The organism is Christensenella tenuis (assembly GCF_014287795.1).
Classification (GTDB): domain Bacteria; phylum Bacillota; class Clostridia; order Christensenellales; family Christensenellaceae; genus Christensenella; species Christensenella tenuis.
Map to the genome: position 1 here is coordinate 239,157 of NZ_JACOON010000002.1, position 12,910 is coordinate 252,066.

Sequence of the window (12,910 nt, forward strand, 5' to 3'; positions counted from 1 at the left end):
TTTCAATGTTTTAATTGTGTACTTAATTCCGGCATGGGCAAAGGCGCGGTTCCGATCACAGTTGGATTGCGGCCACGTGTTTTTTGCCAAAGAAATGTGTAGTAAATGATGAGCGGATAAAAGGCGGCATCCATATGCCGCCTTTTACAAAACGAAGAGTCAAAGGAGCCAAGATGCCCGATAAACGGGAATGGTACCGCCTTGATACGGCGGCAAAAATCTATCCGTCTATTTCACAGACGCATAACAATACGACGTTCCGCCTGGAGCTGGAGCTTGACGCGCTGGTAGACCGGGAAAAATTGCAGGAGGCACTTGTCAAAATCATGCCGCGCTTCCCGACCTTTGCCGTGACGCTGCGGCGCGGGATGTTCTGGTATTACTTCGAGCCGAATCCGGCAATCCCTGTAGTGAAGGAAGAAAGCGGTTTTCCGTGCAAACGCCTTAAAGATTTCATCAATCACGGCTTCCTGTTCAATATTATGTATTACAGGAAAAACGTCATCATGGAATGTTTCCACGGCCTTGCGGATGGGGCGGGCGCTATTGAATTTTTCAAAACGCTGATGTACGAATATTTTAAGCTGTGCGGCTATGATATGGATGCAGAGGGTATGGTACTGGATGCGGAAGGAAAGGTTCCGGCCGAAGAACTGGAAAACAGCTTTAACGCGTATTACGACGCAAAAGGCGAGGCGAATAAGCTGCGTGTTCCCAAGGCTTTTCACATCATGGGTACGCCCAATCCGGACAATGGCATTTTTCTCACGCACGGCATTATTGACCTAAAGGAATTCCTCAGCCGGGTAAAGGCGCGCGGGGTAACGGTGTCGGCTTATGTTGCGGCTCTGCTCATTGCATGCACGGCAAAGGATCAGGGGCTTGAATACAAGAAAGATAAGAGGCCGATTATTATTTCCGTGCCCATGGATCTGCGGGGAATGTTCCCATCCCATACCCTGCGGAATTTTATTTCCTTTGCAAACGTGGGCACGGTTATCAATGGGGAAATAGACTTTGACCGTATCCTTACGGATGTGTCCGGGCAGCTGAAAGCAGGATTGTCAAAGGAAAGTATTTCTGCCAATATCAATAAAAATGTCGGATTTGAAAAAAATCCGTTTATTCGTATGACTCCGCTGTTTGTTAAAAATCTGGTGGTGTCGAGCAGCTACAAAAACTATGGAGAGGGCGGCTATACGATGGTTCTTTCCAACCTGCGCACGGCGCAGTTTCCCAAAACCATGCAGGCGCATATCAAACAGGTTTACTATGCGCTTGGTGTGAGCGATATGAATCCTATGAATTGCGTCGTCGTATCCTATCAGGATAAGATGGTGATTACTTTTGCGCGCGGTATCAAAGAGACGGGCATTGTCCGCCGCTTTTTCGAACATTTTTCAAAAGACCTCGGCATGCGCGTTGAAATACGCGGAAACGAATGGAGCGGACAGTGATGAATTATTGTGACGATTGCAAGGTATATGTGGATGATTGCCTCAAATACTGTCCCCTGTGCGGCAAACGGCTTACGAACCACCCCACGGAAAACGAACTTTACCCGCATGTGTCCAAGAAGAAGTTTGTAGACAGGCGCAGCCTTACCATGGAATATATGTCTTTTGCAACCTTTGTGGTGATTTGTACGTGTATTGTGGTGAACCTCTTTACATGGGATGGGCATCCATGGTTTTTGGCGGTAGCAGCCCCCGTATTATATGCATGGGTGCTTATTTATATTGTAATCCTGTCCGATGTATCCGCCGGGCTAAAAACATTACTCCAGGTTGTTACGCTTACCGCTATGTTTATGGCCTTTGACTATGTGGGAGGCGGAATCGGCTGGTCCTATCAGGTGATGATGCCGCTGTTCCTTGCAATTGGAATCGCTTATATCGATTTTTATTCGTATTACCATAAATCCTATTGGCGGGATAATCTGCTCTTCGCTTTCCTGTTGCTTTTGCTTGGCTTCATCCCGCTGATTCTGCATTTGGCAGGAATACGGATTGCCCTTGTCCCGCTGGTTTTATCAACTTTCGCAAGCGCGATCACGGTGCTTGGCATCCTGCGCTTTGCATTCCGTCAACTGAAATCGGAAATACAGCGGCGGTTTCATATGTAAAATTTTTATGGAGGAACGTATGGTACGGCATATTATTTTGTGGAAAATCAAAGAAGAGGTAAAAGACCCCGAAGCGGCAAAAGCGGCGATGAAACGCGAATTGGAAGCGCTGATGGGAAAAATTGACGGACTTTTGGAAATGGAGGTCATAACCCGCCCGCTTCCCTCCTGCAATGCGGATGTGATGCTCAAAAGTGCATTCACAGACGCGCAGGCGCTTGCGGATTATATCATCCACCCGGAACACAAACGGGTGGGGCAAACCTTTGTTCGCCCCGTGGTGACGGGCCGGATGTGCATGGATTACGAAGACTGAAACGGACACCCGCATAAAAAGCCCGGCCAAAAACCGCCGGGTTTTTTATGTGGCTTATTTCTTCAGGGCCACAGGAGAGAAGGCGCCTCCGCCGAGGCTGAATTCTTTCCCGCCCGATGACCAGTCGGAGGGGACTTCAAAAAGCAACACGGCCTGCACGTCGCTTCCGTTTGATTCGAATGCAAGCGTAGCGCAGGGGTACTGCTCTCCGCCGTCCGTAACATAGCACGGTTCGCCGTCTACGGGCATAAACGAGTTTTGGGCGTCATCGAGATTCGAGTCGGAAGTTTTGAGCAGAATTGTAAGCAGGGTATTCCCGCTTTCCGCCGTGCGGCTGAGTGCCTGCTCCCCTGTTTCGACCGCAACGACCTCATATCCGGCGCCGGAAGTCTGGAATGTCACCGCAGGCGAACATGCGCACAGAATCAATGTTAATACGAGCAGGGTACATATGATGGAAATTAATTTTTTCATGGATCCTCCGAAATTATTTAAGGAATGATGTATTCAATGTTATACTATTTCTATGATAGTACGAAAGGAAGAGAATTGCAACCTTGATTGAACCGGGAAAAGCGGAACTTGTAAAAGAGCTTGCGTATGAAGCGGGTTTTGCAGACGTGCGGATGTGCGCCCATGAGAGCGGGTCGCTTTTTTTCCTCTTCCTGCCCTACCGGCCGGCAAAACCGGCGGGCTATGGAAAAGTAAACCTTTCCAATTACTATATCACGTCGCAAAAAGGTTATCTTTTTATGAAAAATCTGCTTTTGCGGCTTGCGCAGGAAGGCGTGTATGCGGAAGAGTTTCAGGGGACGGGGGTAAAACAGCTTGCCCTTAAAACAGGAGGCTTTATCGGCCTCAATTCACTGTACTATCATGAACAGTACGGTTCTTTTGTCAGTATCCATGTGGTGAAAACAAATATCGTATGCGGAGATTCGGGCGCACCGGGGCAAAGCGAATGCCCGAAATGCGGAAATTGCATTGCTGCGTGCCCCGCAGGAGCGATTACTGGCCGCGGCCTGTGCGTTTCAAGGTGTGTGCGAGCCCACTCAAACGAACGCAGGATTCCCGCCGGGTATCGCGGATTCATTTACCAGCTCCTTGGCTGTGAACGTTGCCAGGCGGCATGCCCGTTCAACCGGGCAGCGCCGGGGGAAGCATACTCCTTTGACCTTGTGGAATTGCTGGAAGGGAAGCATTTAAAACAGATACGCACCCTTGTCGGGCCAAATTATGGACGGCGGCGTATTATTGTCGGGCAAGCCGTGATCTATGCGGCAAACGCGCATTATGCACCCGCACTTGCGGCTGTAGAAGCGCTTGCCGGGGATGAATTTGTGGGAGAAACTGCACGGTGGGCAAGGGAAATCCTGAAAAAAAGTTGACGGAAAACGAGTGATTTGTTAATATTAGGTAGGATATTGCTGTGGAATGTGCGAATGTTCCATGGCTTTTTTATGTTCCAGTTGGGGAAATCCCGGCTGGCGGCCCAAAATTTTGAAACATGTTAGGAGTGAACGAAATGTCCGGTATCGTGGTGTTCGGCGCCCAGTGGGGCGACGAAGGAAAGGGCAGGTTTGTAGATTATCTGGCGTCCAGGGCAGACGTGGTTGTTCGTTACCAGGGGGGGAACAACGCGGGCCATACCGTCGTTGCGGACGGCGTGACGTATAAGCTTCACCTGATTCCATCAGGCATCCTGTCCAAGGGAAAGGCATGCATCATTGCCAATGGCGTGGTGATTGACCCATCGGCGCTGAAAAAGGAGATTGATTACCTTGCGGAGCGCGGCGTAGCGGTGGATAACCTCTACATCAGTGATAGGGCGCATATGATTATGCCTTATCACAGGGAATTGGATATTCTGAATGAGAAAAAGCTGGGGGACTTTAAGATTGGCACCACGGGCAATGGCATTGGCCCCTGCTATACGGATAAGGTTGGGCGCACGGGGCTTCGTATGTGCGACTTGATGGACGAGGATTCTTTTCCGGCCAAATTGAAAAAGTGTGTGGACGATAAAAACGAAGTTATCACCAAAGTATACGGCGGCGATCCGCTTGATTATGAAGCGATCCTTGAGGAATATAAGGCGCATGCAAAGTATTTCCGGCCGTTTGTGTGCGATACGGTCTCTATGCTCCAGGAATACAGGGAATCAGGAAAAACGATGCTCTTTGAAGGCGCGCAGGGAATGCTCCTCGATATTGATTTCGGCACGTACCCTTATGTTACGTCTTCCCATCCGAATACAGGCGGCGTATGCGCGGGGGCGGGCGTTGGCCCGCAGGTTATTACAGACGTAATCGGAGTGGTAAAAGCCTATACGACGCGTGTAGGCGAAGGGCCGTTTGTGACGGAACTTCTCGATGCGACGGGCGACACGATCCGCGAAAAGGGGCATGAATACGGCACGACAACGGGGCGTCCCCGCCGCTGTGGCTGGCTTGATCTCGTAATCGTCGATTTTGCGGCAAAAACGAGCGGTATCACCGGCTTTGCTGTGTCCCGCATGGATACGCTCGGCGGTCTTGACAAAGTTTATGTTTGCACTGGATACGATATTGATGGTAAAATAATAAATACCTATCCGGCATCGTTGGAGACTCTTGCAAAAGCGAAGCCGGTTTATAAAGAGTTCGAAGGATGGACCTCCGATCTCTCGCAGATCCGCAAATATGAAGATTTGCCGGATGCAGCAAAGACCTATATTGAGTTCATCGAGCAGCAGACCGGTGTCCCGGTAGTGATGATCGGCGTAGGCGCGGGCCGTGAAGAATGTATCTTCCGCGGCCTGTAAAAGTAAATATTGTGTTCAAAGTTTGCCGTACTAGACGGGGAGTTAGCGGTGTCCTGTAACCCGCAAGCCGCTATAGCGGGGTTGAATTCCGCGCGGAGGTTCTTCCCGGCAAGGTATGGAGTACGCCTATCGGTGTTGATGGATGGGTCCTGTGCAATGCTGCGCTGTGAACCCTGTCAGGTCCTGACGGAAGCAGCAGTAAGCAGACTGCAGTGTGTGCCGCAGGTTCGCCTGTTCTGAGCTGGTGGCGTAATTTCCTCTTGTGGGGTTAAGGTTCGATGCGCGGTGTACGGCTTCTAATTTAAAAAAGAAAGACAGCTCGGCTGTCTTTCTTTTTTATGCCGCCCCAAGCGTGATATCCGGGTCAACTGTGGGATTCCATTTGGAAAAATAAGTGTATAATAAATTTAAGAGGTGATTCAAATGAAAGTTTTGTTGATTAACGGAAGCCCGAAAGAACACGGCTGTACCGATACGGCCCTGCGGGAAGTGAAAAAAATACTCGACATCCATAAAATTGAAACGGAAATGCTCTATCTGGGCAAAAAACCTGTTGCAGGCTGCATCGACTGCTCCGCTTGCAGGAAGACGGGGAAATGCGTCTTTGACGATTCGGTGAATGATATTCTTGCGCGGCTTGATTGCTTCGATGCCATTGTAGTCGGGTCGCCCGTTTATTACTCCGGGCCAAGCGGACAAATCACAGCGTTCCTCGACCGGCTGTTCTATGCGTCGAAGGGCAGGATGGCGGGCAAGCTGGGCGCGGCGGTCGTGTCCTGCCGGAGAGGAGGGGCGACAGCGGCCTTTGACCGGCTGAATAAATATTTCAGTATCAGCAACATGCCGATTGTTACCTCGCAATATTGGAATCAGGTACATGGATTTACGCCTGAGGATGTGATGCGCGATGAGGAAGGCCTGCAAACCATGCGCACATTAGGGGAAAATATGGCGTGGCTCCTGGCGTGTATTGAAGCGGGGAGAAAGTTGGGAGTGCCTAAGCCAGAATATGAGCCCCAGGTCATGACCAATTTTATACGCTGACCAAATCGCCGGAGCGGGGAAAGACTGCGTCTGGCGGATAAAAGCAGATGGACAGGAATGAAAAACGCCTACCGTGTTGCCGTAAATGCGGTGCGGCAGGGAGCGTTACTTTTTTTCGCTGAACAATTGCTCAATCATTGTTTTTTGCTCCGGAGAAACGATGGAATCCATCACGCGGATCGTTACGCGGCCATCATTGCCGCGGTAAACCGCAAGCTGGTCCGGCGGGATGGCGGCAATGGGAAAATCAGGATCTTTCCCACGGAAAAAAAGGCGGTCTCCTTCGCCAACGGTATCTGCAAGCGTTTGTTCGGCCATCGGGTAAGCAGGAGTATAAGGCGTCTCCACCTCATAATATCTGCCCGCCAGTCCGTCGATAAAATCGTCCAGGCCTTCTACCTCTATTTGCATTTCCAAATCGATCCGGCTGCCATAAGTCGTCCCGCTTCCTTCGTGGTAAGAGATTTTGGCAATCCGTCCTTCTATAGAGTCTTCGTCAAGCCCCATTGACCGCAAAAGAGGCTGGGCTTCGTCCGGCGCGACATACTGCATCGAAATGCCGTTGCTTAGTGCCTTGCGTTTTTGTAGATCGGAAAAGATAAAGACGGCGGCAAAGCAGAGTGCCGCTGCCGAGAGGATAAAGGCAACCACACGCAGCACGGTGCGCCGCCTGCGCAGTGTTTGTGCTTCTTCAAATCCATCCGCATCCAGAAGGAGGCCATGCCGAAAGGTCAATAAAGCCGTTTGGCCTTCCCGCAAGCCTTTGTAAAGCGTATAAGGCATTTGCAGTTTGAACGCACGGCCCTGTTCATCGAGAAAAATACCGTAAAACAGGGTGAAACGCGGTTGGCCCGAAAGCAGTGAACGGGTATAGTATGCGCGGGTCAGGCAGATATTTTTAAAATAAAGGAGAAGGCGGGATTCGTTTTCCATGAACTGTTTCTCTTTGGCAATCAGCGGAGCCTTTTGTCTCTCCCGTTTGCCGATGAAAAAACGCATATCAGTCACAAGCCGCCAAATGGCAGGCAAAAACAGGATACCAATCAAAATCCAGAAAACAGGAGTTTTTAAAATCGTTTCAGCCATTGCGCCTCCTTCTTGAATGGACGGTATGGAAAAGCTTTCGTATCGAATACCACAAGACAAACGCTGCGCGGCCCACGCCATTTTATACAGGAGGGCGTGGTTCTATTCCCGGTGGATTCTTCGAAAAATTATCTGCAAACAGCTTTGTGTTTTTAAAGAGATATGGGAGAAATAGTTCTCCGGGCATCAGGGACAGGGATTGTGTCCGCCAAAGAAACACATTTTCACCGTTTGACCGCCGACACAAGCAACATCATAGGCCGCCGCAGTTCGTCTTTCATACCGGGAAGACCGAGCATCCCGGCGTCCGGCTCCGGTTCCACAAGCCCGTTCAGCTCGAAGCCTGCCAGAAGAAGCGTATTCACATAAGTTGTAAGCGTCTTGTGATATTTGAGAACCTGCTCGCCGAGAAAGTTTGCATTGCGCCTGCCCTCGGTAAAATAATGGTCCACGGGCCAATGGAGGATGCTGCCGTCCTCATCATAATACCAGTCTTCCGCTCCCTGCGCCGTAAATATGGGATGCTCCACCGAAAATACAAACGTGCCGCCCGGGGAAAGCATGCGGTGAACTCTTGCACAGATATCGCTGAAAGATTCCACATAATGAAGTGCGAGGGAGCTTAAAACTATGTCAAAGGATGCGGCTGGGAACGCCACATCCTCGATAGGCATGCAAAGATATGTGATCTTTTCCAAACCGTTTTCCCTGCGGGCACGTTCCAGCATGTTTGCAGAGATATCCACTCCCACGGCAGATACTGCGCCGTTCTCCACCGCGTATGCGCAGTGCCAGCCGAATCCGCAGCCAAGGTCCAAAAACCGTTTTCCTGCAAAGCAAGGCAGCATTTTTTTGAGCGCATGCCATTCGCCGGCACCTGCAAGCCCCTTTATCGAACGGTCCATTTGGCTATATTTATCAAAAAAAATTTTGTCGTCGTATTTATTTTCCTTCATTGCGAATGTCCTTCCCATTGTAATACAGCTGTTATTGTATGTGCCGGAGCAAAAGAAAGCAATCCTTTATTTTTCTTCCGGCGGTTCCAATTCATTTTTTGTCTTGGCATTAAAAAAGAACCGGTTCACCGGCAGCGCGATCAATACGCCGATAATCGTTTCAGTCATACGCTCAAAAACATAGGGCAGCGTGTCAAGCGTAGATCCTGCGTGCAGGAAAACGATCACAGCAAAAATTACACAGCTTGGCGCGACGGAATCTTTGATGCGCAGTACGTTGCACACAAAGATCAGCGCGAGCATCAGCAAAGGAAAAATAATAATAAACCAGAAATCGCGGTAGTTTGGAATCACTGCTGCAAGCTCGAGCGCGATGAAACTGAAAACAGAGCCCATGATCGTGCCAAGGATGCGGTGCAGGCCAATCTGTTTGGATTTATCATAGGTCGGCTGAATGCATAATATCGCTGCGATCACCGCGTAAAGCGCGGTAGGCCGCTGTGTGATAAAGCCGAGGAGCAGGCAGAAAAACACGGCGATCACTGTCTTGAGCGCGCGTTGGCCGGGCCGGTAGGTCAAATCCATCAGGCAATCACCTCGAATCATAAATGGTTTGAAATATAAGCGTATACGGTTATTACAGCTTACCTATATACTGTAAACGAAGCGATCAGTCTGTAATCAATCCGCTTTTGAAGTGTTTGTTGAAGAATACCGCCACACCGGCAAGCGCACCGCAAATACCGGTAATGAGCATCAGCGTCTCAATGCGGATCTGGTCCGCAATCGGCCCGAAGAAGACCATTCCGAGGGGAACCATGGATGTCATGACGATCTGCGCCAGGCTGAATACGCGGCCCTGCATATTGGGATCTACCTGCTCCTGCAGGAGGACCATCGAGGGCGTGGTGAAAAGCGGCACCGTGCTCCCGGTAAGCACCATCAGCACCAGGAAGGTGATAAAGCCGGGCAGGATGCCAACCAGCGCCGTGAGGATTCCGAACAGGATGCAGCACAGCGCGATGGTATGCATGCGGTTTTTGAATCCGCCCCATAAAGAGATTGCAATCCCCCCGAGTACGCCTCCGGCGGCAAATGAGATTTCCATCGCCGAAAGCCGCCAATATTCATCGCCAAAGGTGCGCGCCACCATCAGCGGCGTTAGCTGTGAAGCCGGAACAATGAGGAAAAAGAACAGTGCATAAAAGAGGAAATAGGAACGGAAAAATCCGCTGCCAAGGACATATTTAAGTCCTGCCCTGAGGTCGTCTAAATAGCCACCCCTCTGTTTCAGCTTTGCTTTTTCGTGCAGCGGGACCTTCAGCAGGATCATAATCACAATGGCAGCCGCTGCCGTGGAAACGTCAATAAAGAATGTATATTCCAGTTCCGTAAACGAAAGCAGGGCTCCTGCCGCCGCAGGCGAAAGAATAAACATGACGGATTGCAGGCTGCCGTTGATTCCGCCGATTCGCGTGAGCTTATCCGTAGGGACGATCTGCGGCAGCATTGCGTTGACTGCCGGGGTCTGGATTCCGGTGCCGAGGGAACGGATGCCGGAAACAAGGAACACCATCCACAGGTCGTCATGACCGGAAAGGAAAAAGAGCGCGAGGATAAACGTCGCCGTGGCTACAAGCGCGTCCGCGCCGATAATCAGCAGCTTGCGGCTCACGCGGTCGGCCCATACGCCCGAAAACAGGGAGATTACAACCTGGGGCGCGAATCCGCAGATGGACGCGATGGTCATAATGCCCCCCGACTGCGTAGACAGCGTAATATACCAGATGATTGCAAATTGGACCAGCGAAGATCCGAACAATGAGATTGTCTGTCCGGATAAAAACAAAACCGTTTTGCGCTTCCAATGCTGAAATGCGCCGGGGGAAAGCCCCTGTGTTCTGGTTGTTTTTTCCATAGTGCCTCCTTCCATGAACCATATTGCCTGCCGCATAGTCGGGGCGGCCGGATTTATCCGCTTGGGCAGCCAGTCTTACTAATATATCATATTTCCCTGTGGAGAAGTCAAGAAATTGTCCAAAAATATACATTGACAGACGAGGTATATGATAATATAATGTAAATTGTTAAACGAGATAAATCGAAAAGGGGAGCTATCTTATGTCATTGACTTCCGACCTGATCCGCGGGCATACGGAGACCATCATACTGGCGCAGCTTTTAAGGAAAGACAGCTATGGATACGAGATCAATAAGTCCATTCAGCAGACGACGCACGGCGAATACGAACTGAAAGAGGCGACGTTATATTCGGCATTCCGCAGATTGGAGAACGCGGAAATGATCGAGTCTTACTGGGGTGACGAAACTACGGGCGCGCGCAGGCGCTATTACCGTATCACGCCGCTTGGGCGGGCCATGTATGAGAAAAACAAAGAAGACTGGGAACGTACGAAAAAACTCATTGATCGTTTGATATGAAATATATTTGGAGGGTATCATAATGGAAGAAAAGTTACGGCAATATGTGGAATCTCTTTTCGCAGACGCCCCGAAAACCAGGAAGATGCTGGAACTGCGTGAAGAAATTTTTACAAATTTAAAGGAAAAATACAACGACCTCAGGGAAAACGGCGCCTCAGAAGAGGAGGCCTATGAAATCGTGAAGGGCAGTATCGGGGATGTGGATGAACTCATCAGCAGCGCGAACGATCCTTACGTGATGCCCGGCCCGTCCGAAAAGGAACGCAGGCAGCGCGCGGGCCTTACGGCAGTCGCGGTAATGCTGTATATCCTCGCCCCCGTGTTCATTATTGTCCTTGGGAGCATGAGCCAGCAGATTCTTGGCCTCACGTTTATGTTTATCCTGATTGCGGTTGCGACGGGGCTGCTCGTGTACCGCAGTTCCCTGCGCCCGGTATATAAGTACGAGAAGGTGGATGACTCGATGGTGGAGGAGTTCAAACAATGGCATGTGGAAAACAAGCAGAAAAAAGAGAAGGAAAACGCATATATCGGCGCGATCTGGCCGATCGTTGTAGCGGTTTATTTTCTCATCAGCTTCACGACGGGTGCGTGGGGAATTACCTGGGTCATTTTTATCATCGGAGCCGCCGTGCAGCAAATCATCAGGGCTGCGCTTAAATAGGGAGGACAAAATGGAACGCTGCGAGAAATTTAAAGAATATAAAAAGGCCATGTGGCTGATTATCGTCGCCTTGTTTTTCCTGATCGGCTTCCTCGCGCACGCATGGAGCATTGCCTGGATTATCTTCCTTATTGGCGCGGCTGTGGAACAACTCGTGCGGGTGATCCTTTCGCAGGACAGCGGCTGTGAACAGCCGGGAACGCATCTTGAGGAACGCAGGAGCGCATCTCTCTCGCTTTTATGGCTGGCGGTTGTGATTTTATACTTCGGACTGAGCTTTATGACAGGGGCGTGGTACATCACTTGGATCATTTTCCTCATTGGTGCGGCAGTGCATCCAATCGTGAAGGTCAATATCCAGTAAAATGCCGATAAAACTTCCGGCAGAGGAGGAAACATGAATAAAACAGGAAAAATTATTTTATGGTCAATCATCGCTGCGGTACTGACCGGCGTTCTCGTATGGGGCATTGCGGGCGGCGCGTCTTTTGGAAACACTTGGGGGAATTTTGTAAACTCGATTAAGAACATTAATGTGAGCGAATTTGTAGATAAATTGCCTGACGATGCGGAAACAAGCGAGCAATTTGAAAAAAATGCCGGCGAAATACACGAAATTTCCATGCGCTTCGTGGATGAAAATATCACCATCATACCGACGGACGGCGATGTAATCCGGGTGGAAGAGGCCAGCGAACACGCAATCAAGAATGAAGATATTATGCACTATGGTGTAAAAAATGGAGAGCTTGTCGTGCAGAGCGGCAGAAACGGACGCGTATTCGGATGGACGGACACCTATCAGATCGATGTGCGCGTGATGATTCCGCGCTCATTTACCGGCTCCATTGACATCAATACGGTATCGGGCAGGCTCACGGCAGGAGAAACGAATGCGGAATCCGCGCTTTACGGCACGACTTCAGGCGATATCGCGATAGACGGCGGAGCGCATAAGGAACTGCGTACGGAAAGTGTCTCCGGGAAGATTACCATTGGGAATGCCCAAGCCTCGAAACTGCGTGCGGATACGATGTCCGGCGATATAAGCGTACAGGGAACCTTTGCCGAAGTAAACGTAGACAGCACTTCGGGCCGCATCCAAATCGAAGCGGCAGGTGCGCGGGAAATCGATACGGATACGACAAGCGGCGGGATTGAAGTGCAATGTACGCAGACGGAATATCTCGAAAAAATTTCCGCGGATTCCGTTTCCGGGGACGTCCAGGTTACGCTGCCGGAAGGGAGCGGTTTCAAACTGAGTTTTGATACGGTTTCCGGTTCGCAAAGCAATGATTTTGCTATGCGCAACGATACGTATGCAGACGGAAGAATTGAAATCAAGGTGGATACGGTCTCGGGGACGCTGCGCATCGTGCAGGATGAACCTTCATAATTAATTAAGAAATAGAGCGCCTGGTTTTTGATATAATAAGGGCGGGGGAATAACACGCCTTTGTTGCAGGAAGAT

At 50.2% G+C, this 12,910-nt stretch carries 15 protein-coding genes and 1 other RNA gene; 11 read left to right on the forward strand and 5 right to left on the reverse strand.

From position 1 onward, the window contains the following. Window positions 1–134 precede the first annotated feature (134 nt). Genes H8S18_RS04870 through H8S18_RS04880 form a run of 3 tightly spaced genes read left to right on the forward strand, consistent with a single transcriptional unit; the run spans window position 135 to window position 2,441 of the window. Window positions 135–1,457, forward strand: a complete 1,323-nt coding sequence (locus H8S18_RS04870) for a hypothetical protein (protein WP_207721648.1) — start codon at window positions 135–137, stop codon at window positions 1,455–1,457. Then, complete coding sequence (locus H8S18_RS04875; RefSeq protein ID WP_186857179.1) at window positions 1,457–2,125, forward strand: DUF6320 domain-containing protein; 669 nt, start codon at window positions 1,457–1,459, stop codon at window positions 2,123–2,125. The genes H8S18_RS04870 and H8S18_RS04875 overlap by 1 nt, the downstream gene beginning before the upstream one ends. A gap of 19 nt (window positions 2,126–2,144) precedes the next feature. Further along, entirely contained in the window at window positions 2,145–2,441 is a 297-nt protein-coding gene (locus H8S18_RS04880) for a Dabb family protein (RefSeq protein ID WP_186857180.1), read from the forward strand. 54 nt (window positions 2,442–2,495) lie between these two features. Here the strand turns inward: H8S18_RS04880 and H8S18_RS04885 are convergent, their stop codons facing one another. Next, complete coding sequence (locus H8S18_RS04885) at window positions 2,496–2,915, reverse strand: hypothetical protein (protein ID WP_186857181.1); 420 nt, start codon at window positions 2,913–2,915, stop codon at window positions 2,496–2,498. 83 nt (window positions 2,916–2,998) lie between these two features. Here H8S18_RS04885 and H8S18_RS04890 point away from each other — a divergent pair, with 83 nt between their 5' ends. From H8S18_RS04890 to H8S18_RS04905, 4 genes are all read left to right on the forward strand, one after another. Beyond that, on the forward strand, window positions 2,999–3,829 hold the full coding sequence (locus tag H8S18_RS04890) for a 4Fe-4S double cluster binding domain-containing protein (RefSeq protein WP_186857182.1): 831 nt from the start codon (window positions 2,999–3,001) through the stop codon (window positions 3,827–3,829). 137 nt (window positions 3,830–3,966) lie between these two features. After that, window positions 3,967–5,244 carry an adenylosuccinate synthase gene (locus tag H8S18_RS04895; protein WP_186857183.1) on the forward strand — a complete coding sequence of 426 codons (1,278 nt, stop codon included), beginning with the start codon at window positions 3,967–3,969 and terminating at the stop codon, window positions 5,242–5,244. A gap of 25 nt (window positions 5,245–5,269) precedes the next feature. Continuing rightward, window positions 5,270–5,537: signal recognition particle sRNA large type (gene ffs / locus H8S18_RS04900), an RNA gene on the forward strand. A 130-nt stretch (window positions 5,538–5,667) separates the two neighbouring features. Further along, window positions 5,668–6,288 carry a flavodoxin family protein gene (locus H8S18_RS04905; protein ID WP_186857184.1) on the forward strand — a complete coding sequence of 207 codons (621 nt, stop codon included), beginning with the start codon at window positions 5,668–5,670 and terminating at the stop codon, window positions 6,286–6,288. A gap of 105 nt (window positions 6,289–6,393) precedes the next feature. On the opposite strand, the gene H8S18_RS04910 is transcribed toward H8S18_RS04905, so the two are convergent. The 4 genes from H8S18_RS04910 to H8S18_RS04925 form a co-directional block, all read right to left on the reverse strand. Next, the gene (locus tag H8S18_RS04910; RefSeq protein WP_186857185.1) at window positions 6,394–7,374 is read right to left on the reverse strand and encodes a hypothetical protein; all 981 of its coding nucleotides are present in this window, start codon (window positions 7,372–7,374) and stop codon (window positions 6,394–6,396) included. Window positions 7,375–7,598: 224 nt separating this feature from the next. Then, entirely contained in the window at window positions 7,599–8,330 is a 732-nt protein-coding gene (locus H8S18_RS04915; RefSeq protein WP_186857186.1) for a class I SAM-dependent methyltransferase, read from the reverse strand. Window positions 8,331–8,396: 66 nt separating this feature from the next. Further along, a complete protein-coding gene (locus tag H8S18_RS04920; protein WP_186857187.1) occupies window positions 8,397–8,915 on the reverse strand; it encodes an FUSC family protein in 519 nt (172 codons plus the stop codon). 85 nt (window positions 8,916–9,000) lie between these two features. Beyond that, entirely contained in the window at window positions 9,001–10,248 is a 1,248-nt protein-coding gene (locus H8S18_RS04925) for an MFS transporter (protein WP_186857188.1), read from the reverse strand. Between the two features lie 203 nt (window positions 10,249–10,451). Between H8S18_RS04925 and H8S18_RS04930 the strand changes: the two genes are divergently transcribed. Genes H8S18_RS04930 through H8S18_RS04945 form a run of 4 tightly spaced genes read left to right on the forward strand, consistent with a single transcriptional unit; the run spans window position 10,452 to window position 12,835 of the window. Continuing rightward, a complete protein-coding gene (locus H8S18_RS04930) occupies window positions 10,452–10,772 on the forward strand; it encodes a PadR family transcriptional regulator (protein WP_186857189.1) in 321 nt (106 codons plus the stop codon). A gap of 22 nt (window positions 10,773–10,794) precedes the next feature. Further along, complete coding sequence (locus H8S18_RS04935) at window positions 10,795–11,439, forward strand: permease prefix domain 1-containing protein (protein WP_186857190.1); 645 nt, start codon at window positions 10,795–10,797, stop codon at window positions 11,437–11,439. A gap of 10 nt (window positions 11,440–11,449) precedes the next feature. Next, window positions 11,450–11,803, forward strand: coding sequence for a hypothetical protein (locus H8S18_RS04940; protein WP_186857191.1), 354 nt, complete (start codon window positions 11,450–11,452; stop codon window positions 11,801–11,803). A gap of 33 nt (window positions 11,804–11,836) precedes the next feature. Next, window positions 11,837–12,835: a DUF4097 family beta strand repeat-containing protein gene (locus H8S18_RS04945; RefSeq protein WP_186857192.1), complete on the forward strand. Its 999-nt coding sequence runs from the start codon at window positions 11,837–11,839 to the stop codon at window positions 12,833–12,835. The last annotated feature ends 75 nt before the right edge of the window (window positions 12,836–12,910 follow it).

Coding starts and splice junctions, on each gene's coding strand:
- H8S18_RS04880 (WP_186857180.1), top strand. CDS start 2,145: ATGGTACGGCATATTATTTTGTGGAAAATCAAAGAAGAGGTAAAAGAC.
- H8S18_RS04885 (WP_186857181.1), bottom strand. CDS start 2,915: ATGAAAAAATTAATTTCCATCATATGTACCCTGCTCGTATTAACATTG.
- H8S18_RS04895 (WP_186857183.1), top strand. CDS start 3,967: ATGTCCGGTATCGTGGTGTTCGGCGCCCAGTGGGGCGACGAAGGAAAG.
- H8S18_RS04940 (WP_186857191.1), top strand. CDS start 11,450: ATGGAACGCTGCGAGAAATTTAAAGAATATAAAAAGGCCATGTGGCTG.
- H8S18_RS04925 (WP_186857188.1), bottom strand. CDS start 10,248: ATGGAAAAAACAACCAGAACACAGGGGCTTTCCCCCGGCGCATTTCAG.
- H8S18_RS04870 (WP_207721648.1), top strand. CDS start 135: ATGCCGCCTTTTACAAAACGAAGAGTCAAAGGAGCCAAGATGCCCGAT.
- H8S18_RS04930 (WP_186857189.1), top strand. CDS start 10,452: ATGTCATTGACTTCCGACCTGATCCGCGGGCATACGGAGACCATCATA.
- H8S18_RS04910 (WP_186857185.1), bottom strand. CDS start 7,374: ATGGCTGAAACGATTTTAAAAACTCCTGTTTTCTGGATTTTGATTGGT.
- H8S18_RS04915 (WP_186857186.1), bottom strand. CDS start 8,330: ATGAAGGAAAATAAATACGACGACAAAATTTTTTTTGATAAATATAGC.
- H8S18_RS04920 (WP_186857187.1), bottom strand. CDS start 8,915: ATGGATTTGACCTACCGGCCCGGCCAACGCGCGCTCAAGACAGTGATC.
- H8S18_RS04905 (WP_186857184.1), top strand. CDS start 5,668: ATGAAAGTTTTGTTGATTAACGGAAGCCCGAAAGAACACGGCTGTACC.
- H8S18_RS04935 (WP_186857190.1), top strand. CDS start 10,795: ATGGAAGAAAAGTTACGGCAATATGTGGAATCTCTTTTCGCAGACGCC.
- H8S18_RS04875 (WP_186857179.1), top strand. CDS start 1,457: ATGAATTATTGTGACGATTGCAAGGTATATGTGGATGATTGCCTCAAA.
- H8S18_RS04945 (WP_186857192.1), top strand. CDS start 11,837: ATGAATAAAACAGGAAAAATTATTTTATGGTCAATCATCGCTGCGGTA.